The following is a 22,765-nucleotide window of genomic DNA, read 5'->3' on the forward strand; positions in this document are numbered from 1 at the left end:
GCAGTTAAAGTTATTTACATTTTATGGTAAAATTGTAATGTAAATAAAATTAGGAAGTGGTTAAATGGATACTACATTGGTTCTTTATAAAAAACAAGGATATACGATTAAAAAATTTGCAGAGGTTTTAAGCTGTACCCTGGGACCAGCTAAAACCATGTTGTTTCAACGATTTAGAACAAACTTTAAAAATTATTCCAATTTGGTTATTCTTATGTCAGTTAATTCAAAAGATGATTTTTACGAATATGTAAATTTTGTAAAAACAAATTCTGATGAATTAGAAAATAAGAGAGTTGTAATTCTTTGTACATCTTTGAATGTTATAAATTCAGATAGACTTCTGAAAAAGATATGCAATATGCTGGATAAATGTATAATTTTTTCAGAATATTTCCCATCACTTATGGATGAATTAGAAATTGCAAATAAAGCTTTGCAAATAAAAAGAATTTTTAAAGATAATAGTAATATGCCAGTAGATATTTTAAAAATGAAAATTGAAGAATTTCTTTTAAGACATAATACATGTACCTTGTGTACTGCACATGAAAATAAAGTAAGAGCTACACCTATTGAATATAAATATTTAAATCAAGCAATTTATTTTATCAGCGAAGGAGGTGAGAAATATGCACATATTTATGTAAATCCTAATGTTTCTATAGCAGTATATGAAAACTATAAGGACTTTAAAAGTTTAGCTGGAGTTCAAATTTCAGGTACTGCTAAGTTAATAGAAAGATTTAGTGATGAATATAATACTGTCATGGAAAAAAGAGGATTAAACATAGAAAATTTAAAAAATATGCCTATATATTTAAATATTATAAAAGTTATACCTAATAAATATGAAGTAATTTTTTCAAACTTTTCCAAAGAAGGTTATAATGTGAAACAAGTTTTGCATTGTTTTGATGATTAATTTATAGAAATGTTTTTTCATCACATCAACAAAAAACATAAAAAGTGCAGGAAAAAACATCAAAATAAAATTATTTTCCTTGATGAAATGCTTGAATTCTAATATAATTCAAGATATACTCTATTTTTAGTTGGATAATGAAATTAAATTTTACAATAAAACCTGAATTTTCTTAGATGTTAATTACAAAAATAGAAGGGGAAAATAATATGGCAAACGCGAAAATATTAGTGGTTGATGATGATAAATTAAGTTTGACTCTTATGACAGACATTTTAAAAGCTGAAGGATATATGGTTTATCCATTTGATAATGGAAGTTCTATATTAGAAATGGTGTATTTGATCAAACCCTCTGCAATACTTTTAGATATAATATTACCAGAAATTGATGGATTTGAAATTTGTAAAATGTTGAAGGGAGATATTCAGACACAAGATATACCCATTATTATGATAACAGGAAGGACTCATAGTAGTGATGTTAAAAAGGCACTAGAGTTAGGAGCTTTTGATTATATTAAAAAACCTATCGATGAAGTGGAATTAGCTGCAAGAGTTAAGTCTGTTTTAAGGTATAATGAATATCAAGAAAAGTTAAAGGCTATGGCTATTAAGGATGGTCTTACTGGATTATATAATCATACCTTTTTAATAGAAATATTGGAAAAAGAAATTAAAAAGCATGAAAAAAAATCTTCTAGTATTTCTTTTGCAATGGTAGATATTGACCATTTTAAAAAGGTAAATGATGTTTATGGACATTTATTTGGAGATAAAGTATTAAAGGGACTTTCTGATATTTTGTCAGAATCAGTAGCTAATTTTGGTATTGCAGGCAGGTATGGTGGAGAGGAATTTGGAATTATATTTACAAATTCAGATAAAGAAGGTTTATATAATTTATGTGAAAAATTAAGAAGAAATGTTCAAGATAATGAGTTCCAAATAGGTAATGATAAAGTAAAAATAACCGTAAGTATAGGTGCTTGCTTTAAAGAGAATAGTAAAAATTTAAAAAGTGATGAAATTATACGGCAGGCTGATGAAGCATTATACAAAGCCAAAAGTAGTGGGCGTAATAAAGTAGAAATTGTTAAATAAAATATTTTTTACCTAAAATAAGTTAATATATGAAAATCAAAGCTATGGAATTAATAAGTTACATATTCCATAGCTTTTTAAGTTACAAGTATAAACTATACTGCAATTAATTGTATATATTTATATATGTAGAATATCATAATTAATTTATTAATATGTATATTTATCACATTAGTAATTAATATGAGTGATTTATAAGCTTTAAAATAATAATTATACTATGTTTATTTTATGCTTTAGGAAGTTTGTCTTGAATTTTTATCAGTTTATTTATTTAAAATCATTGCTATAATTTTAAATGGGACATATGTCCTGTATGTAAAGGTTTAATTATATTATTATTATAAAGGAGAACGAGAGATGAGCATTTTAAAGGTAGTAGAGGTTATTGAAAAAGAAAAAACTATTTATAATATTTTAAAGTCATGTCCTTATGAAATACTTAAACAGTGGGAGATATTTAAATACAAAAAAGGAAAAATGTTTTTGAAGCAAGGTGAGATATATCCATACTTTTTTATAATAATTGAAGGGGAAGCTAATATTTTTATTATGTCTCATAATGGAAAGAGGTATTCTCAGTCTATATATACGAAGGGTAATTTCATTGGTGAATTAGAAATATTCAATAATATTCCTTTTAGCTGTTCAATTGAAGCAATAACAGATATTAAGCTTTTAGCTTTAAAAAGAGAACATTTTTTAAAGTGGTATGACATGGACAAAAATATATCTAGATATATTACAGAACAAATGAGTTTTGCATTTTATAATCTTTCACTAAAATCAGCAAAAGATACCTTATACACATTAAGAGAAAGAATATGCAATTATCTTTTAGAAGAATATAGTAAAAGCTCTAGAACCAATATAAAAATAGATAAGGATACTTTAGCTGCACAATTGGCAGTAACAAAAAGAAGCTTAAATAGAACTTTTATGGAATTTAGAAAAGAAGGTATCCTTGAAATAACCAATTCTCAAGTTTTCATTAATGATTTAGATAAATTAAAAAATTTAACAAAGAAAAATATTTAAAATGGAGGCTTATTTATGACAGTTATTCAACCACATATACGATGTTCAAAGGATTTAGAAGTAAAATATGCTATACTTCCAGGAGATCCTAAAAGAGTAGACAGAATAGCAGAATTTTTAGAAGATGTAGAAGAAGTAGAATTTAATCGTGAATATAAATCCTTAGTAGGATATTATAAAGGAATAAAGATACTTGCTATGTCTACAGGTATGGGAGGAGCATCTACAGGTATAGCTGTAGAAGAACTTAAAAATATAGGTCTTGAAGTTTTAATAAGAATTGGAAGCTGTGGAGCTACACAAAATGGAATAAGAATAGGAGATCTCATTATACCTAATGGAATAGTGAGAGATGAGGGAGCTTCAAGAGCTTATGTTGAAGAGAAATACCCAGCAGTACCTGATACTGAACTTTTATTTAACATTATTGATAGTGCGCAAAAGAAAGGATTTCCTTATCATGTAGGCGTAACAAGAAGTCATGACAGTTTTTATACTGATGAGGAAGAAAATATAGATAATTATTGGAGTAAAAAAAGAGTTTTAGGTGCTGATATGGAAAGTGCAGCATTATTTGTTATAGGAGGATTAAGAGGATTAAAAACTGCATCAATTTTAAATGTAGTAGTAGAATTTGATGGCAATTTAGAAGAAGACATAAATGGTTATGTTGATGGAGAAAATGGTACTTTAGATGGTGAGAAAAAAGAAATATTGACAGCACTGGAAGCAATTTATGCTTATAGTAATAAAAATTAAATGGAGGTGATATTATGAGTAAAAATAAGGGATGGTCTTTAAAGCTTTCAACTACATCTTTAGTTTTAATACCAGCAGCAGTAGGTATAAATTACATAGGTAAACTTTTTGCAGGAATATTAAAATTGCCACTATGGCTGGATGCTATAGGAACTATGCTTGCTAGTATATTGGCTGGTCCAGTGGTTGGTGCTATAAGTGGTGCCATTAACAATGTTATTTATGGATTGACTATGGACCCTATATCATTTATATATGCTTTAACATCTATTTCAGTGGGACTTGTTCTAGGTTTTTTAAGCTATAAAGGTTTTGTAAAAAATGCATTTACAGCAGTAATTGCAGGAATAATTGTAGCTTTAGTAGCAGCATGCGTATCTACGCCAATAAATATAGCATTTTGGGGTGGACAAACAGGAAACATATGGGGAGATGCTTTATATGCAATTTTAACAGCTAAAGGTCAACCAATTTGGATAGCTTCATTTATAGATGAGCTGGCAGTAGATATTCCAGATAAAATAGCTACAGTTTTAATAAGTTATTCTATATTTAAGGGACTTCCAAAGGCTCTTACAGTTTTATATCAAAATAATGAAGTTTATGACTTGGATTAGTCATTTTTAAGGTGAGGTGGTCACATGAAAAATTTAAGTTTATATACAGAAGGAAATAGTTTTGTACATAACATGGATCCTATTAATAAAATTTTATATATAATTACAGTTATAGCTGTTGCTATAATAATTCCAAGTAAAATGTCAGCTTTAGCTTGTATAATAATGAGTTTTATATTGATAGCTTTTGCTAAAGTTTTTAAAAAGGTTATTCCGATTATAAATTTTAGTTTGCTTATTCTCATATCAATAGTCATAATTCAAGGGTTATTTTTTCAAGAAAATAAAAATGTTGCATTTACTTTAGGAAAATTGAATTTTTACAAAGAAGGTTTATCCCATGCTATTCTTATATGTTTTAGAGTAATCAATATACTTTGTGCTTTTGCAATACTAATTTTAACTACTAAACCTTCTGATTTAATAGAAGAACTTGTAAAAAAAGGATTGTCACCAAAAATAGGATATGTTTTAAGTTCTGTTTTACAAATAATTCCCCAAATGACATCGACTATGGGAACTATAATGGATGCTCAAAAGTCAAGAGGTATGGAAACAGAAGGAAAACTTATAGTTAGATTAAAAGCATTTTTTCCTCTAATAGGTCCTGTGGTTATGAATTCATTAATAGCAACTAGAGAAAGAGCTATGGCTTTAGAGGTGAGAGGATTTTCTTCAAATGGAAAAAAGAGCTTTTTAAATGAGATAACTTATCCTAAGTTCAATGGATTTTTTAGAATATGTATGATTTTTATCATAGCTGCAGCAGTAGTATGGAGGGTAGCTTTATGAAGAAAATAGTAGTGGAAAATTTAAAATATAAATATCCTCTTTCAAAGGATTTGGCGCTTAAGGGCATATCATTTGAAATAGAAGAAGGAGAGTTTATAGGTATTGTAGGAAGAAATGGTGCAGGAAAATCAACTTTATGTCAGGCATTAACAGGTTTAGTACCTAATTTCTTCTTTGGTGGCTATGGAGGAAAAGTATTAATTGATGGATTAGAAGTGAGAAAAACTCCTATAAGTGATTTATCTTTAAAGGTTGGTATAGTTTTTCAAAATCCTTTTACCCAAGTTACAGGCTCTAAACTTACTGTATATGAAGAAATTGCCTTTGGACTTGAAAATATGGGGCTTTCAAGAGAAGAAATGAAAGAGAGAATAGATTATTCTTTAAAGCTTTTATCTATAGAAAAATTTAAGGATAGAAATCCTTTTGCACTATCAGGTGGGCAGATGCAAAGAATGGCAATTGCCAGTATAATAGCAATGAAGCCAGATATAATAGTCTTAGATGAACCTACATCACAGCTTGATCCTGAAGGTTCAGAAGAAGTATTTAAATCAGTGCATAAATTAAGTAAAGAAGGCATGACTGTGGTAATGGTAGAGCATAAAATCGAAAAGATAGCTAAGTATTCTGATAGAATCATGCTCTTAAGTGAAGGAAAGTTAATAGATTTTGATACACCAGAAAAAGTTTTTTCAAGAGAAGATTTAAGAAGTTATGGCGTTAAAGAACCTTCCTATACAGAAATGTGCAAAGAATTATCTATAATAAATCCTAAAACTGGATTATATCCAGCAACTTTAGAAAAAGCTTATGATTTGGTGGTGAACTCAAATGAACAAAAAAATTGAAGTTAAAAATCTTCATTTTTCATATAGCAAGGAAGAGGAAATTTTAAAAGGTATAAATTTAGAGTTGGACAATAGAAGTACAGCTATAATTGGTCAAAATGGAGCAGGAAAAACTACTTTTGTTAAACTATTAAAAGGTCTTTTAAAGCCTTCAGAAGGGGAAATACTTATAGAAGGAATAAACACTAAAGAAGCAACTGTAGCCAGTTTATCATCGAAAATAGGGTTGGTTTTTCAAAATCCTAATGATCAAATATTTAAGAATAAAGTAATAGATGAAGTTATGTTTGGAGCATTAAATATTGGACAAAGTAGAGAAGAAGCTTATAAAAATTCTATGAATGCTTTAAAAATGGTAGGATTGGAGCATTTAGAACACAACAATCCTTATGATTTAAGCTTATCTGAAAGAAAGCTTATAAGTATAGCTTCAATAGTTTCTATGAATACGGATATTATAATATTTGATGAACCGACAATTGCACAGGATTATGAAGGAAGAGAAAAGATTAAAAATATAATATTAAAATTGAGAGAAAAAAATAAACTTGTTATAACTATAATTCATGATATGGACTTTGTAGCAGAATGTTTTGAAAGAGTTATTGTGTTTGCTCAAGGAAAAATGTTAATGGATGGCGTAACAAGAGAGATTTTTTCAAGAGAAGAGGAACTTAAGAAAGCATATTTAGAAACACCACATATAACTAAGTTTTGTAAAAAGTTAGGCTTTAATGAAACGTTCTTAACTGTTAGTGAATTTGTAAAATACAAAAAAAGCATTTCATAATATTAAAAAAAACCTGTAAATTTACTTATATAAAGTATTTTACAGGGTTTTTTATAACAAAAATAAAAAAGTTATTTAAGTATTCATCAATTTGAAGTATAATATTTTTATGGAAAAAATTGAAATTAGTGTAAAATATTACACTGGTTAAGGGGGATGCTTAAATGGGTATTAAGAAACAAAAGTTTGTTAGGAGATTGTTGGTTACATCCATTTGTATACTTTTATTTGTTTTTGTAGTATGGATTATTTTTATGAAAATAGCAAGTAAAAAAACTATAATAATTGGTTTTGATGCTCAACTTACAGGTAAACAGTCCCAACTTGGAATACAAGAGAGAAATGGAGTTCAGCTTGCGGTTGAAAAAATTAATGCATCAGGTGGTATTGATGGCGAAAAAATACAATTAATGATACGTGATGATCTTGGAATACCAGAACAGGCACAAAAGATGGATTCAGATCTCATTAAATTGGGCGCTGTTGCTATTATCGGACATGCTACTAGTGAACAAACTTTAGCAGGTGTTAAAGCGGCAAATGATGATAAAGAAATAATGATAGGACCAACGGTATCTACTCCAAAATTAGCTGGTATAGATGATTATTTTTTTCATGTGTATCCTTCCTTTAACGAAAGCTCAAAAGCTTTCGCAGAATATATTTATAAAAAGAATAATATAAAAGAAATATCTATAATTTATGATACAGATAATAAAGCATATTCAGAGGATTATATGGAGATTTTTGAAAATAAATTTAAATCTTTAGGTGGTAACGTAAATGGAGAAATCAGTTTTTCGTCTAAGAATCAATCAGATTTTTCCTCATTATTATATAAATTAAATGGTAGTAAAATACAAGGTGTACTTATAATTGCATCAGATATTGACACAGCTATGATTGCTCAAAAAATTAGAGCTATGAATTTGTCATTTCCACTATATGCTTCATCTTGGGCACAAACGCCAACTTTAATTGTTAATGGCGGCACAGCAGTTGAAGGAATGAAGGTTGAACAATGTTATGTTCCTAATGATAAATCTCAAGCTTTTAAAGATTTTCAAGATAACTATAAAACAAGGTTTGGAAGTGAGCCTACATTTGGAGCTGCTTTTGGTTATGAAGCTACTTCAATGCTTACAGAAGCTCTTAAAAGAACTGAAGGAAAGAAAAAGGGCTTAAAAGAAGAAATTTTAAAAAATAGTAATTTTACAGGAATAATAGATGGTTTTTCTGTAGATAAGCTTGGTGATACGAAAATACCTTTTTATTTAAGTTCTATTAATGGAGGTAAATTCGTTGAGATTGAAAAATTAAGCCCAGTAAATTCTGAAAATAACGTCAATTGATGAAATATATGATTAATGTATATTTTATTGTTAATTATGTATAGTAAAAAAGCCCAAAAAGATTGTTAGCTTAATACATATATTTCAATTTAATAAGATGTTATTATAATCATGAAAGGAAGATACATTAATTATAAATTAAAGCATATAAATAGATTAGATTTTTATATTACTACAAAATGTTTTGGAGGTGTTTTTTTATGGTTAGAGAATCTATTCTTAGATACAGGGTAAATCCTGATAGCACACATTATTTAGGAGGGGTTATGAAACCCAATAAACATTTAGATATATATGGTGATGTAGGAACTGAACTTTGCGTTCTTCAAGATGGAGATGAATCATTATTTGCAGGATATGAAAAAGTGGAATTTTTAAAACCAGTTTACGAAGGGGATTATATTGAATGTCATGGACGTATAATTAAAGTTGGAAATTCTTCTCGTAAATGTCAGTTTGAAACATATAAGGTAGCTACTCCGGCAAGACGTAATGGAAAACTTGATTCCAAAGTAAATGATGTTGATGTTTTAGATCCACCAGTTTTGGTAGCAAGAGCAATAGGAACTTTAGTTGTTAAGAAAAATTGTCAAAGGGGAGTTCAACCAGATGGTGTTATAAAAAACAAATGGGAATAATATTATAAAATTGGGAGGTGCTTATAGTGTCAGAAACATTTGTTAAACCAGAAAAAAATTATGAAACTATGATACGTACTCGAATGTCTTCAGGTGAAGCACATTATGCAGGTGAATTAGTTAATGGTTCGCATACAGTAGAATTAATGGGTGATGTTGCAACTAACCTAATGATTATGCGTGATGGTAATGAGGGTACATGCTTAGGTTATGATGAAATTAGGTATACATTTCCTACTTATGCAGGAGATTTTATAGAGGTAGATGGACGAATAATAGGAGAATGTGGAAATAAAAGAAAAGTACAGTTAAGAGCTTTTAAAATAGCTGAAAATGCTAGAATGTTAAGACAGGATTCTGCTGTAAATGTTTATGAAAATCCTGTTATGACAGTTGAAGCTACAGCTATTTACGAAGTACCTGAGAAATAATTCAATTAATAATAAAAATAGGGTTTGATACTGATTCAGTATTGAACCCTATTTTTATTATAATTTCTTTTAATTTTTAATATAAATATTTTATAGGCTTATATAAAGGCATAAACATTTTATTCCATTAATATATCTTTTTGGGAATGAAAGCATTAAAATATAATTGAATAAGTTCGAAATAGGCTTTGATGGGGGAGAGTTAATTATGGAGGCTACATTTGATCAGTTAATAAACTTGTCAGAATTAAAGGATTTAAAATTAGTAAGTGGAAACAAAGGCATTTTTAGAAGTGTAAAATGGGTACATATTATGGAAACTCCTGATATAGTGAGTTATGCAAAAAGTGATGAATTAATAATACTTACAGGGGTAGCAATTTTTGATAATAAGAATGGATTTATTGAATTAATAAACGGATTAATAAAAAAGCATGCAGCAGGATTAATTGTGAACGTTGGAAAATATTTTTCAAGGGTGCCTGATTATATAAAGAGAATATCTGATGAAAATGATTTCCCTGTTTTTGAAATTCCATGGAAGATTAGTTTATCAGAAGTTACTAAGGTTATTTGCAATCACATAGTAAAATTATATTTAGAAAAACTTCCTTATGAAAATTTATTAAAAAATATAATATCAGATAAAGTAAATTATGAAGATTTTACAAAAAGGCTTTCAGATTCCGGATATGCTTCATTTAAATCATTTAGAATAATTATTGTATCAATAGATCGATTTCAAGAATATTTATATTCTAAAAATGTTAAGGATGAACAAAGTATACTTCATATGAAAAGTAGCTTTTTAAGATGTGTTAATAGTTCAATTTGGGATGCAAAATTTCAACCTATGAGCCTTTTAGAAAATGAATCTGTAGTTTTTCTTATGATAAATGAAAAAGATAAGCTTATTAATTTAGAAAAGCTTTTGGAGGGTATAAGAGAAAATGGTAAAAAGAACTTTTTAGATATTAATTTAAGTATAGCAGTTGGAAATGCATATACTAAATTTTCTGAAATAAAGACAAGTTATTTAGAAGCTTTGAAAACTTTAAAAGTAATAAAGTCAGAAGGTAGTAATGACAAAAATATGTTTTATTCAGATATAGGAGCTTATAAATTACTTAGTGAAATAAAAAATGTAACTTTATTAAAAGAATATTATGATGAAACTGTAGGAATACTTGAGCAATATGATGCTCAAAATGATACTGATTTTACCCATATATTTTATGTATTTATAGAAAAAAACGGAAATTATATACAAACATCAAAAAAACTTTATTTGCATAGAAATACATTAATGTACAAAATCAATAAAATACAGGAAATTTTAAAAAAGGATTTAACAGATACAAAAGTTAAATTTGAATTTTACTTAGGGTATCTTATAAAAAATTTTAACAACTTTTAAATGAAAAGCAATACCCGTAAGAATAATCCCAATTTTTATTCTTACGGGTATATGAACCTTTACCTTTTTTAGACTTATGTGTACCAGTACCTCTAGAAATTTCGCTAGCATTAAATTTTCTAGAATTTAAAGCTATTTCGTTAAGATTGATAGTGAAGCTTAAATTTTTAGTCATATATTTCTTTGACTTTTTCATTTAAATCATCCCTTCTTAAATATAATAGTTTAATCTAAGTATACTAAACATTCTTCCATAACGTCTACAGGAATTTCAAATATTATTTCCATATTATTTAATACCTCCTTATAAAAATACTTTTTATTAATAAAAAATATTTTTTGATAAATTCTATTAATAAACTTTGTTTGTTAGATCATTATATCATGGAAATAAAAAAAATCAAGCTTTTTATGATTTTATTATAAATTTTTAGTAGAAAGTTTAAATTGGAAATTAAATAATATTTTAATATTTATGAATTGAAATTTGAAAAATCGGAAAAATAAATTATGAACTATCCAAATTATAATAGTGAAAGGAGTACTGTAATATTATGAAAGCTAATGTTGATAAAGATACTTGTATAGGTTGTGGGTTATGTCCAGATGTTTGTCCAGAAGTATTTCAAATGGATGATGATGGTAAAGCAAAAGCTATTGAAGATGAAGTACCATCTGTAGAAGAAAGTAGTGCACAAGAAGCAGCGGATCAGTGCCCTGTAAATGCAATTTCAGTGGAATAGGATGTATTAAAAACAATTAAAAAATGAGCTAGTATATTTTGTAAAATATTTTTTTGAGAAGAATAAGCAATTTCAATTAGAAATATTTACTCAATAGTACAAAATATACTAGCATTTTTGATTAGATAATTAATTGGATTAGTTATAGAAGAGCTTATTCAGACCCACAGAAATGTTTATCCTGCACTTTAAGAAGTGTTGGTATTACAAATGGCAGAAATTGTATAAAATATCATATTAAATTTATTAAAAGTAAAAAATATAAAAATAAATTTTAAAAATTCGTAAACTTGTGATATAATGAAAAAGGTTGTTTTTAAATTTTCATATTATAACCTATTGTAATATGAAATTGGACAAAGAGTAAAAAAAATTAAGAAAAGTATAAAGGAGAGATATTAGTGAAAAAAATAGTAAAGTTTATTACGGGAACTTTAACCGCAGTATTCTTACTGGGAAATACGGTTTTTGCAAAACCAGCAGCTAATGACCCCTCACAAGATGGAAGTGTTAATGTCAATATAGAAAAACTAGATAATGACATACAAAATGCTTTAGTAAAATTAGATAGTAACAATAAGGAAATAACTAAGACTTCAAATGACATAAAATCATTAGAACAGCAGATAAAAAATAATGATACTGATATAATTCAGCACAAAGACATATTGAAAAAAAGAGTACGAGCAGCATACATAAATGGATCTGGTGGATATGTTGAAATGATATTGGATTCAACAAATTTTTCGGATTTTCTATCTAGAATGGAAGCAATAAAAACAATTGTGGCTTTTGATAACAAAACAATTGCTTCTTTAAATGATAAAAAGAACAAAATGGAAACAGAAAAAAAGAACTTAAATGAAAAAAGTACTAAATTGATAAGTTTAAAAGCAGATACAGAAAAAAAGATTGCCAAGCTTAATTCGGATAAGGATGCTGCTAAGAAGTTAGCTGCTCAATCTCAGCAGAAGCAAGTTGCATATGCTTCAGCAGCAGTTTCTAAACCTAGCTTATCAAGAGGAGCATCTGTATCTTTGGGAAGCAATGCAGTAGTGAATTATGCTTATAGTTTCATAGGAACTCCTTATGTCTGGGGAGGAACTTCACCTTCAGGTTTTGATTGTTCAGGATTTACTCAGTATGTTTATGCACATTTCGGTGTTGGACTCGGAAGAACTACTTATGAACAAATAAATGATGGTACTACTGTATCAAGAGATCAACTTCAACCAGGAGATTTGGTTTTATTTGGAACATCAGGTAATCCTCACCATGTTGGAATATACGTAGGAAATGGAATGTATATTCATGCACCGCAAACTGGAGATGTAGTTAAAGTTTCACCGCTTACTAGAGGAGATTATTTAACTGCTAAAAGAGTTAAATAAATTGAAATAGAAGTGGACAAGTTAGCAGCATAAATTATTTTATGTTGTTAATTTTTTTTACTTTAAATTCAGTTGTCTAAGAATCATTTGATTGTACTAAATTTGAAAATTATGTTTAAATTATTAGAAAAGACTGGTATTATATTAGTAGGCTAAATATTTGATTGGAGATGTATTTGATGAAAAAACCAGGTAGAAATGATTTATGTTGGTGTGGCAGTGGTAAAAAGTATAAGAAATGTCACATGGATCAAGATGCAAGATTATTTGAATATGAAAAAGAAGGTTTCATAATTCCTTCTTTTGATTTAATAAAAACACCAGAACAGATTGAAGGAATAAGGAAAAGTGGTGTAGTTACTAATGAAATATTGGATATTGTAGCAGAGAGAATTAAAGAAGGAGTAACTACCAGTGAAATAGATGATTGGGTTAGGGAGCATACTGCAAAAAGAGGTGCTATTGCCGCTCCATTAAATTATTTTGGATTTCCTAAAAGTGTTTGCACCTCTATAAATAATGTTATATGTCATGGAATACCCGACAATACAGTTTTAAAAAATGGAGATATAATTAATATAGATGTAAGTACTATATTGGATGGATATTATTCTGATGCTAGCAGAATGTTTATAATAGGCGAAGCTAGTGAAAATGCAGTTAAACTTGTGGAAGAGACAAAAAAAGCCATGTATATAGGCATTGATGCAGTAAAGCCTTATGGTAGTCTTAATGCTGTAGGAACAGATATAGAAAATTATTGTAACAAATTAGGATATTCCGTAGTAAGAGATTTAGGAGGACATGGTGTAGGATTGAAATTTCATGAAGAGCCTCATGTAGATCATTTTGCTAAGACGGGAAAGGGAGTATTATTGCTTCCAGGCATGGTATTTACTGTGGAACCTATGATAAATGAGGGAGATTATAAATGTATTACTCTTGATGATGATTGGACAGTGCTTACTAAAGATGGTTCTCTTTCAGCTCAATGGGAGCACACTATAGTTGTTACGGAAAATGGATCAGAAATACTAGTGTAATATTGCTGTTAAGTGTTTACTTGACGTATAAATGTATAAATGTTAAGATTGGATTGGATTTATAGGAGGTAATGAATATGGAAAAAATCGCAAGTTTTACAGTTAATCATGAAAAACTACTTCCAGGTGTTTATGTTTCAAGAAAAGATAAATTTGGGGAAGTAGTTCTTACTACTTTTGATATAAGAATGACAAGACCAAATTTTGAACCAGTTATGAATACTGCTGAAATGCATACTATTGAGCATCTTGCTGCAACTTTTTTAAGAAATCATAGTGTATATGGTTCAAAAACTGTATATTTTGGACCTATGGGATGTAGAACAGGTTTTTATTTGATTTTAAATGGAAATTACAAATCAAAAGATATTGTTAATTTATTAATAGAAATGTACAAATTTATTGCAAATTTTAAAGGTGATGTACCTGGTGCTGCAGCTAGAGATTGTGGAAATTATTTGGATATGAATCTTCCGATGGCAAAATATATAGCAAATAAATTTTTAAATGAAGTTTTATTAAATGTAAATGAAGAAAATTTAAATTACCCAGAAAATTAATTTGCACTTTATGTAAGATAAAGCCGGCACAAATCTTTAATAAAATTTTGTACTGGCTTTATTTTAATTTTAAAATGTTTCAATAAATACATCCATTATTCCACCGCAAACCATACCTTCTTCTTCGGCAACATAACCTGTCATATCTATACTTTCAACCTTACAGCCACCATTTCTTAATATGTAACGAGCTGTATTGATTACTGAACCTTCACTACAGCCACCACCGATACTTCCTAGAATTTTACCGTGAGGATAAACTATCATTTTTGCTCCTTCTTTTCTTGGAACAGAACCCTTAGTGGAAATGATTGTAATAATAGCTTTTTCTTCTTTTTCTTCTTTGCTTAGTGCTATTAACACATCACGATCGAATTCTGGCCAATTAGCTTTTGTGACTTTTTTGATATTATTCTTTGAAGTAACAAGTCTCCTATAGCTAATAACTTGAGATATAATAGAAGTAGCTATTTCTTCAGGAGTAACGGCACCTATATCAAGGCCAATAGGAGCGTTGACATTATCAAGCTTTTCTTTAGAGTAGCCCTCACTTAATAATTGATTCATAACACCATTAACTCGACGTTTAGAGCCAATCATTCCAGTATATGCTGTATCATATTTTAATACTTGTTTTAAACAATCCATATCATGTCTATGACCTCTAGTTACAATTACTACAAAAGTTGATGGATTTAAGTTAATCAAGTCAAAACATTTTTCAAAACTTTCACAGATTACATTTTCAGCATCGGGAAACCTTTTGCTGTTAGCAAAGGATGGTCTATCATCAATGACAGTAACTGAAAACCCAACTTTTGCTCCAAATTCCACTAAAGGTTTAGCAATATGTCCTCCACCTAAAATTATCAGTTTAGGCTCAGGAAAATAAGGTTCAATTAGGTATATTTCATTTTCAGAGGATTCAAATTGTAAATTTCCAGATTCTAGAGCATATTTAATCTTTTCATAAAATGTGCTATCAAAATTGTAATTGTTATTATTGTTCTTCAAATCTTCTTCAGTTAAAAGAATTTTTTTAGAAAAAGTTGTACTCTCACTATTTTTATTATTAACTATTGTAATCATAACAGCCTTTTTGCCTGAATTTAACTGGTGTAATAAGGTTTCATAATTAATTGAATTCATAATAATGTACCTCCTAAAAATTAATTGTAGCCAAGTAAAACTTTTATATTATCTTTGTGGACAATGTTACTGATTATTGATATATACACTAGTACAAGTTTAAATTAAATGTCTTTTTATGATTTTAACATAAAGTTACACTAAGATGTAGTAATTGTTATTAAATATATAAAAAGAATGAAAAGTCAATTGGAAATTTTATAGTTAATGTAATTAAATTTTCGATGTTGACTATAATATATGTAAAATGTACTATGTACATATGACACTAGTGCAAAATGAGATAAATTGCATATCAATAAAGAAATCTGTGATAAAAAGTAACAGTTTTAAGATGGGGGAATATTAAATGCGTATACTGATATATATTGGAACTATACTTTTACTTTTATTTTTTGTGTTTTTATATGTTATGTCATGTTATTATATTGGAATAAAAGGTAAAGGTGTATTTTCATATAAAAATAAAAAAATAAAGAGTAGATTATATTGGTTTATATTTTGGAGTTTAGCACTTTCATACGTCATAAGTGTTTTACTTAGGAGTTTTTTATCTGTAAATAATTTATTAACTTCAATATTTACAGCAATAGGAGCCATTTGTCTTGCTGTTACATGTTATCTTATTATATTGTTTCCTATAGTAGATATTACTAAATTTATATTAAATAAAATAGGTTATAGAGGAAAAGTTAGAAATTACTTAAGCAAATTGTATGGAAATGGAGTGTCAGTTTTCATAGTAGCATTTATGATAATAAGCTTTGGGCTTTGGAACGCTGCCAATGTAGTAATTACAAATTACAATTTAACTGTTAATAAAAAAGCTGTCAAAATCAATTCACTTAATGTAGTAATGGTTGCAGATGTACATATGGGGATAGGTGTTAAAGAAAAAGGTATTGATAAAATGGTAACTTCAATAAATTCACGGAATCCTGACATAGTTTTCTTTTGTGGTGATATAATGGATGAAAGTAGTACTACGAAATTGAAAAGTTATGCATCAAATGCTTTCAAAAGTATAAGGTCAAAGTATGGAGTTTATGGTATCACAGGAAATCATGAATATATAGAAAAAGACTTGCCAGAAACTCTCTATTATTTAAAAAATGGAAATGTAAAGATGCTGCATGATAGTGCAGTGAAAATTGATGATAGTTTTTATGTGGTTGGAAGGGATGATCCAGCAAGGATTGACAGAGAAAAAGAAAATATTACACCACTTGATAAAATACTAAAAGATGTTAATAGGGAACTTCCAATTGTAGTACTGAATCATAGGCCTACAAATTTGCAAGAAGATGAAAAAGAAAAAGTGGACATTCAACTTTCAGGTCATACTCATAAAGGACAGTTTTTTCCTAATAATTTTATTACAAAAATGATATATGAAGATGACTATGGATATTTGAAAAAAGACAATTTTAATTTAATAGTTACTTCTGGTTATGGAACCTGGGGACCACCTATAAGAATAGGAACAAAGGCTGAAATAGTTAATATTAAAATTAATTTTAAATAAATAAAATTAAACGATTCACTCAAAGAAAGTGGAGAATTAGAATGGTAGTGATGAAGTAAACTTACTTGGTAATTGGAATAATGAGAATTGAATGGAGATGAATTTGTATATAAATGGATAATGATTATATGAATTTAATAGAGAAAATAACACCTGAAATAATTAAAATAAGAAGGCAGCTGCATATGTATCCAGAATTAAGTTTACAAGAGTTTGGAACTTGTAAACTTATCTGCAGTTTCTTACACAAAATTGGTATGTCTTATAAAATAGTAGCAAATACAGGAGTTGTTGCAGAAATCATAAATGATGAAAACTATCCTACTTTTGCAATTCGTGCTGAAATGGATGCACTGCCAATACAAGAAGAAACATCTTGCGAATATGCATCAAAAAATGGAAATATTATGCATGCCTGCGGTCATGATGCTATAGTTGCAATTGCTCTTGGACTTTCCTATGTATTTTATGAGACTAAGGAAAAATTAAAGTGTAATATAAAGTTTATATTTGAGCCTGGAGAAGAAATAGGAAAAGGTGCAAAGGCAATGATTAAAGGTGGTGTGTTATTAAAACCAAAGGTTGATAGAATATTAATTTTTCATTTAGCCAATTCATTACCACTAGGGATGGAAATTCGAAAAAATGTATCTACTTGTGAAATAAGTTCTTTAAATATTAAAATTACAGGTAAATCCAGCCATTGGTGTGAAGTAAATAAAGGTATTGATGCTATTAAAGCAGCAGGAAAAGTTATTTGTGCTGTAAGTGAAATAAATGATACATATAATTCAAAGATGCCTTTTGTGGTTGGTATTGGAACTATAAGAGGAGGAGTAAAGACCAATGTAATTGCAGAAAACGTTGAAATGAAAGGAACTTTAAGAACTTTTGATGAAGGAGATAGAGTTAATATTTGTAAAAGTTTGAGCAAAATGCAGCAGAAGCTACAAAAAGAAAGTGGGAGTTTAATAGAAGTTAAAACAATGCCTAAAATACCTAGTATTTATAATGATGATGAGCTTGTAACTATAGGCAGAAGAGTTGGAAAGAGTATATTTGGTAAACAAAACGTAACTACTTCAATTAAACCATATCTTGCAGGAGATAACGCAGGGTTTTATTTTAAAAAAGTAAAAGGTGCAAGAATAGTTTTTTTTGCAGAAATAAAAGATGAAAAAAATTATCCTCTGCATAATTCAAAATTTAATTTTGATGAAAAGATTATTCCATTAGCAATACAGACTATCTATAAAATAATAATAACAAAGTTTCAATAATTAACAAATACAGGTGTTTCAATTGTAAAACTTTCAAATATAAACAGTTGATGATATAATAGCTAATATATAAGTCGAAAATTAGCATAATAGGAAAGGAAGTGAAAACCTGATAATATTTAGCGAGTAGCAAAGAAATATTGAAATTTTAAGGTTAATATACATTACTATTTGTTATAATTTTGAGATCAGGTAATAATCAATAATGGAACGATGGAAAATAAATCTTTATACTGTTTGGTTTTCACAAATTTTATCCATAATGAGTTTTAATTTTGGAATGCCTTTTGTACCATTCTATATACAACAGCTTGGGATTACATCACCTAATGATGTTAAATTATATTCAGGAATTTTAAACGCAGCACCTGCAGTTACTATGGCTGTTATGTCTCCAATTTGGGGAATCATTTCAGACAAATATGGTAGAAAACTTATGCTTATAAGAGCTATGCTATTTGCTTCATTTATAATTGCAGGAATGGGTTTGATTGTTAATGTGAATCAATTAATAATTTTAAGGCTATTACAAGGTATATTTACTGGAACTATTACTGCAGCTATAGTTTTAGTTGCGGCTAGTACACCTAAAAATAGGCTTTCTTTTGCGCTTGGATTTTTGTCATCTTCCACATTTATTGGACAATCTATTGGTCCGGTAATAGGTGGTATTGTAGCAGAATGTGTTGGGTATCGTGTAAGTTTTATAGTTGGTGGTATTCTTATGTTTTTGGACTTTTTACTAGTTTTATTTGTTGTAAAGGAAGAAAAAGAAATTATTGTGAAAGGTGAAGAAAAGAAGAAAAGAGAAAAAGTACCAATGCTCTCTATTTTTACAGCCACAGCTGTATCGATGCTTATAGTGCTTCTTTTTATAAGAATAGGTCGTACCGTATTTAATCCTTATATTCCAATATATGTACAAGAAATTAAAAATACTACTAAGGGTATAGCTGGAATAACAGGACTTATAAATGGATTTTTAGCATTTACAACAGCTTTAGCTGGATTAACTCTAAGTAGACTAGGAGATAAATATAATAAAATGAAATTATTATTAGTATATTTAGTGCTAGGAGCTATATTCTCTATACCTCTTGCATACATAAATAACTTGTGGATATTTACAGCCGTTTTTGGTATGGTGTTCTTTATTACTGGAGGGGTTGAACCTGTGATAATGTCAATTACAACAGAAGATACACCTGTTAATAGAAGAGGATTGCTATTTGGCGTTCAAGGAACTGTAGGAAGTATTGGTTTTGCTGTGGCTCCTTTACTTGGTGGTGTAATTTCTATAAAATATTGTACTAAAGCTGTGCTCTTATTTATACCTTTATTTTTACTAATTTCAAGTTTGGCAATTTTAGTTATTATGTTTCGTAAGATGAAAAGTAATTCTCATTCAAGTATAAAGTTGAAAGATACTTTTCAAAACAAGATATAAGCTAAGGCTGGGGGTCACTTATGATTGAGCTTCAAAAAATTCTAGTTTATTTAGTTACTACAATGCTTCTTTTTTATATGGCAAAGTTATTAATTTTTACAAAGAAAAGATGGAAATTTAGAACATATACTTTCATTATATTAATTGGTGGATTAAGCTTAATTAATATTGCTACTTTTGTTGATATGATTAGCTATTTTAAAGATTCTCATTTGGCGTATATGATAATAAAAATAAGTTTTACCTTAGGTGCAATCATATATGTGTTAGGTGTAATATTGTGGAGTGATTATACAAAGAAGACTATTGAAAAGTTTGAGGAACTTGCATTAACTGATCCTATGACTGGAATGCTAAATAGAAAAGGAATAGAAAATAGTTACAGAATAGTTTCAGAAAATGGAAATTACTTTTATGTTATTCTTTGTGATTTAGATGGAACCAAAAGAGTTAATGATGATTATGGTCATATCTATGGAGATAAATACATTAATAGTACAACTAAAATTATAACGGATTCCATAGGTTTAAAAGGTAAAGCTGCGAGAATTGGTGGAGATGAATTTGTTATCCTTTTAAGTTATGTAGATATTGAAGAATTACAACAAATTATTTCAAAAATAAAATCTTCAGTTTCTGAAATAATACCAGAAAAAAATACAGGAATAAGTTGTGGATATTCATTATTTCCTGACGATGGAATTATTTTTGAAGAATTAATAAAGGTTGCAGATAAAAGAATGTATGAAGATAAAAAAACAAAAGAATGTAGAGAGTAGTTTTAACTAAAATAGTTATTGGTATTATTAATTAAAAGTAAGCTTTAATATAATTTATTATTAAGACGGTAAAAAATTAACCGTCTTTTTTTATATTTTTTGAATTGGTAACAATCGTTACAGATTTAATATGAGCATTTTAGTAATATATAGCCATGGAAAACAGATAACACAAAAAATAAAACAGTAAATTATAAATTTAAATTTCAAAATTGAAAGGTGGAATTATTAAATGAGTATGTTTTGTTATCAATGTCAAGAAGCAGCTAATTGCAAAGGTTGTACAATAAAAGGGGTATGTGGAAAGACAGAAGATTTAGCAAAGTCACAAGATTTATTAATATATATAACTAAAGGAATTTCAGTATTCAGTACAAAAGCAAGAAAATTAGGAGTAGAAAATAAAGAAGTAAATAAATTTATAGTAGAAAGCTTATTTGCAACTATAACTAATGCAAATTTTGACAGAAATATATTTATAGAAAGAATAAAAAAGGGATTACAATTAAGAGAAGAAATTAGAGAGCAATATATAAAAGCTGGTGGAAAACTTACTGAAACAAAAGAAAATACTTCATGGCTTAAAAAAATCTTTGGACTTGGTGGAGCAAAAAATGAAGAAGAGCTTAATCTACCAGAAGCAGCAGTATGGTTCGCTGATAATGTAAATGCTTTTGATGCAAAAGCAGAAAAAGTAGGTGTATTAGCTACTGAAAATGAAGATATAAGATCCCTAAGAGAACTTTTGATTTATGGATTAAAAGGTATGGCTGCATATATTAAGCATGCTAACAACTTAGGATATGATGATGGAAATGTTCATGGCTTTATGCAAAAAGCATTAGCTGCAACTTTGGATGATAGTATAGCAGTAGATGGATTAATAGCTTTAGTACTTGAAGCAGGTAAATATGGAGTGGATGCTATGGCATTACTTGATAAAGCAAATACTGAATCTTATGGAAATCCAGAAATAACAAAAGTTAATATAGGGGTTGGAAATAAACCTGGAATATTAATAAGTGGACATGATTTAAAAGATATGGAAGAATTATTAAAACAAACAGAAGGTACAGGGGTAGATGTATATACTCACAGTGAAATGCTTCCAGCGAATTATTACCCAGCATTTAAGAAATATAAACATTTCATAGGAAATTATGGAAACGCATGGTGGAAGCAAACTGAAGAATTTGAAAGCTTTAATGGTCCAATTCTAATGACTACAAATTGTGTTGTTCCTCCTAAGAATTCATATAAAGATAGAATGTATACTACTGGTGCAACAGGTGTTCCTGGAGTTAAACACATATCAGATGGAAAAAATGGAAAAGCAAAAGACTTTTCAGGTATAATTGCACATGCCAAAAAATGTCAACCGCCAAAGGAAATTGAAAAAGGAGAAATAGTTGGTGGATTTGCACACAATCAAGTTTTAGCTTTGGCTGACAAAGTTGTAGAAGCAGTTAAAACAGGAGCTATAAAAAGATTCTTTGTTATGGCAGGGTGTGATGGAAGAGCTAAGAGTAGAAGCTATTATACAGATTTTGCTAAGAAGCTTCCAAAAGACACAGTTATACTTACAGCAGGGTGTGCTAAATATAAATATAACAAGCTTGATTTAGGTGATATTGGAGGAATTCCAAGAGTATTAGATGCTGGACAATGTAATGACTCATATTCATTAGCAGTGATAGCACTTAAATTAAAAGAAGTATTTGGGCTAGAAGATATTAATGAACTTCCTATATCATATAATATAGCTTGGTATGAACAAAAAGCTGTTATAGTATTGTTGGCGTTACTTCATTTAGGAGTTAAAAATATCCACTTAGGACCAACTTTGCCAGCATTCCTTTCACCAAATGTGGCTAAAGTTTTAATAGAAAACTTTGGAATAGGTGGAATAACAAACGTAGATGACGATATGAAAATGTTTTTAGGATAATATAATTGAATATCATCAGTACCTCCTATATACAAGTTTGGTGATATTAGTTATAAAATCAAGTGATTCTTAGACTCAGATGGAGGTTGCTTATGAGGAATACCTCTCTTCATCTGAGTCTTAGAAGAACTTATCCAGGGGCGTGTCAGCCGTTATCTCCCACCTTAAGAGGATGGGAGTGTTACGG

The 22,765-nt window shown here is 28.6% G+C and carries 23 protein-coding genes; 21 read left to right on the forward strand and 2 right to left on the reverse strand.

Annotation, left to right across the window (positions count from 1 at the left end; all coding sequences use genetic code 11):
* The first annotated feature begins 64 nt into the window (after positions 1-64).
* The 12 genes from EG57_RS25375 to EG57_RS0206635 all read left to right on the forward strand — a co-directional run bounded on the left by EG57_RS25375 (position 65) and on the right by EG57_RS0206635 (position 10,713).
* Positions 65-925 (forward strand): pyridoxamine 5'-phosphate oxidase family protein, encoded by an 861-nt coding sequence (locus tag EG57_RS25375; RefSeq protein WP_052037761.1) that lies wholly within the window; start codon positions 65-67, stop codon positions 923-925.
* A 209-nt stretch (positions 926-1,134) separates the two neighbouring features.
* Positions 1,135-2,028, forward strand: a complete 894-nt coding sequence (locus tag EG57_RS0206585) for a GGDEF domain-containing response regulator (RefSeq protein WP_032076450.1) — start codon at positions 1,135-1,137, stop codon at positions 2,026-2,028.
* A gap of 360 nt (positions 2,029-2,388) precedes the next feature.
* Complete coding sequence (locus tag EG57_RS0206590) at positions 2,389-3,066, forward strand: Crp/Fnr family transcriptional regulator (protein ID WP_032076451.1); 678 nt, start codon at positions 2,389-2,391, stop codon at positions 3,064-3,066.
* Positions 3,067-3,081: 15 nt separating this feature from the next.
* Positions 3,082-3,825: a nucleoside phosphorylase gene (locus EG57_RS0206595; RefSeq protein ID WP_032076452.1), complete on the forward strand. Its 744-nt coding sequence runs from the start codon at positions 3,082-3,084 to the stop codon at positions 3,823-3,825.
* A gap of 14 nt (positions 3,826-3,839) precedes the next feature.
* Entirely contained in the window at positions 3,840-4,442 is a 603-nt protein-coding gene (locus tag EG57_RS0206600; protein ID WP_029160101.1) for a membrane protein, read from the forward strand.
* A gap of 24 nt (positions 4,443-4,466) precedes the next feature.
* Complete coding sequence (locus EG57_RS0206605; RefSeq protein WP_032076453.1) at positions 4,467-5,234, forward strand: energy-coupling factor transporter transmembrane component T family protein; 768 nt, start codon at positions 4,467-4,469, stop codon at positions 5,232-5,234.
* Positions 5,231-6,085: an energy-coupling factor ABC transporter ATP-binding protein gene (locus EG57_RS0206610; RefSeq protein ID WP_032076454.1), complete on the forward strand. Its 855-nt coding sequence runs from the start codon at positions 5,231-5,233 to the stop codon at positions 6,083-6,085. Before EG57_RS0206605 ends, EG57_RS0206610 begins: the two co-directional genes overlap by 4 nt.
* On the forward strand, positions 6,069-6,875 hold the full coding sequence (locus EG57_RS0206615) for an energy-coupling factor ABC transporter ATP-binding protein (RefSeq protein ID WP_032076455.1): 807 nt from the start codon (positions 6,069-6,071) through the stop codon (positions 6,873-6,875). The genes EG57_RS0206610 and EG57_RS0206615 overlap by 17 nt, the downstream gene beginning before the upstream one ends.
* Before the next feature lie 164 nt (positions 6,876-7,039).
* Positions 7,040-8,227 (forward strand): ABC transporter substrate-binding protein, encoded by a 1,188-nt coding sequence (locus EG57_RS0206620; protein ID WP_032076456.1) that lies wholly within the window; start codon positions 7,040-7,042, stop codon positions 8,225-8,227.
* A 200-nt stretch (positions 8,228-8,427) separates the two neighbouring features.
* Entirely contained in the window at positions 8,428-8,865 is a 438-nt protein-coding gene (locus tag EG57_RS0206625) for a hotdog domain-containing protein (protein WP_032076457.1), read from the forward strand.
* A 26-nt stretch (positions 8,866-8,891) separates the two neighbouring features.
* Positions 8,892-9,296 carry a hotdog family protein gene (locus EG57_RS0206630; RefSeq protein WP_032076458.1) on the forward strand — a complete coding sequence of 135 codons (405 nt, stop codon included), beginning with the start codon at positions 8,892-8,894 and terminating at the stop codon, positions 9,294-9,296.
* A gap of 208 nt (positions 9,297-9,504) precedes the next feature.
* Positions 9,505-10,713: a PucR family transcriptional regulator gene (locus tag EG57_RS0206635; protein WP_032076459.1), complete on the forward strand. Its 1,209-nt coding sequence runs from the start codon at positions 9,505-9,507 to the stop codon at positions 10,711-10,713.
* Here the strand turns inward: EG57_RS0206635 and EG57_RS0206640 are convergent.
* Entirely contained in the window at positions 10,700-10,909 is a 210-nt protein-coding gene (locus EG57_RS0206640; RefSeq protein ID WP_032076460.1) for a hypothetical protein, read from the reverse strand. The genes EG57_RS0206635 and EG57_RS0206640 overlap by 14 nt on opposite strands.
* A 358-nt stretch (positions 10,910-11,267) precedes the next feature.
* Between EG57_RS0206640 and EG57_RS0206645 the strand changes: the two genes are divergently transcribed.
* The 4 genes from EG57_RS0206645 (at position 11,268) to EG57_RS0206660 (ending at position 14,450) form a co-directional block, all read left to right on the forward strand.
* Positions 11,268-11,456 carry a ferredoxin gene (locus EG57_RS0206645; protein WP_032076461.1) on the forward strand — a complete coding sequence of 63 codons (189 nt, stop codon included), beginning with the start codon at positions 11,268-11,270 and terminating at the stop codon, positions 11,454-11,456.
* 401 nt (positions 11,457-11,857) lie between these two features.
* On the forward strand, positions 11,858-12,847 hold the full coding sequence (locus EG57_RS0206650; protein ID WP_029160091.1) for a C40 family peptidase: 990 nt from the start codon (positions 11,858-11,860) through the stop codon (positions 12,845-12,847).
* Between the two features lie 179 nt (positions 12,848-13,026).
* The gene (locus EG57_RS0206655) at positions 13,027-13,890 is read left to right on the forward strand and encodes a methionyl aminopeptidase (RefSeq protein WP_032076462.1); all 864 of its coding nucleotides are present in this window, start codon (positions 13,027-13,029) and stop codon (positions 13,888-13,890) included.
* A 77-nt stretch (positions 13,891-13,967) separates the two neighbouring features.
* Entirely contained in the window at positions 13,968-14,450 is a 483-nt protein-coding gene (locus EG57_RS0206660; RefSeq protein WP_032076463.1) for an S-ribosylhomocysteine lyase, read from the forward strand.
* Positions 14,451-14,519: 69 nt separating this feature from the next.
* On the opposite strand, the gene EG57_RS0206665 is transcribed toward EG57_RS0206660, so the two are convergent.
* Positions 14,520-15,599, reverse strand: a complete 1,080-nt coding sequence (locus EG57_RS0206665; protein WP_032076464.1) for an XdhC family protein — start codon at positions 15,597-15,599, stop codon at positions 14,520-14,522.
* A gap of 349 nt (positions 15,600-15,948) precedes the next feature.
* Between EG57_RS0206665 and EG57_RS0206670 the strand changes: the two genes are divergently transcribed.
* The 5 genes from EG57_RS0206670 (at position 15,949) to hcp (ending at position 22,578) form a co-directional block, all read left to right on the forward strand.
* A complete protein-coding gene (locus EG57_RS0206670; protein WP_032076465.1) occupies positions 15,949-17,124 on the forward strand; it encodes a metallophosphoesterase in 1,176 nt (391 codons plus the stop codon).
* Positions 17,125-17,237: 113 nt separating this feature from the next.
* Positions 17,238-18,404 carry a M20 metallopeptidase family protein gene (locus EG57_RS0206675; RefSeq protein ID WP_032076466.1) on the forward strand — a complete coding sequence of 389 codons (1,167 nt, stop codon included), beginning with the start codon at positions 17,238-17,240 and terminating at the stop codon, positions 18,402-18,404.
* Positions 18,405-18,609: 205 nt separating this feature from the next.
* Positions 18,610-19,851, forward strand: a complete 1,242-nt coding sequence (locus tag EG57_RS0206680; RefSeq protein WP_032076467.1) for an MFS transporter — start codon at positions 18,610-18,612, stop codon at positions 19,849-19,851.
* Positions 19,852-19,871: 20 nt separating this feature from the next.
* Entirely contained in the window at positions 19,872-20,630 is a 759-nt protein-coding gene (locus EG57_RS0206685) for a GGDEF domain-containing protein (RefSeq protein WP_032076468.1), read from the forward strand.
* Between the two features lie 232 nt (positions 20,631-20,862).
* Complete coding sequence (gene hcp, locus EG57_RS0206690; protein ID WP_032076469.1) at positions 20,863-22,578, forward strand: hydroxylamine reductase; 1,716 nt, start codon at positions 20,863-20,865, stop codon at positions 22,576-22,578.
* The last annotated feature ends 187 nt before the right edge of the window (positions 22,579-22,765 follow it).

Origin of the sequence: Clostridium drakei, from assembly GCF_000633595.2 — a bacterium.
Lineage (GTDB): Bacteria > Bacillota > Clostridia > Clostridiales > Clostridiaceae > Clostridium_AM > Clostridium_AM drakei.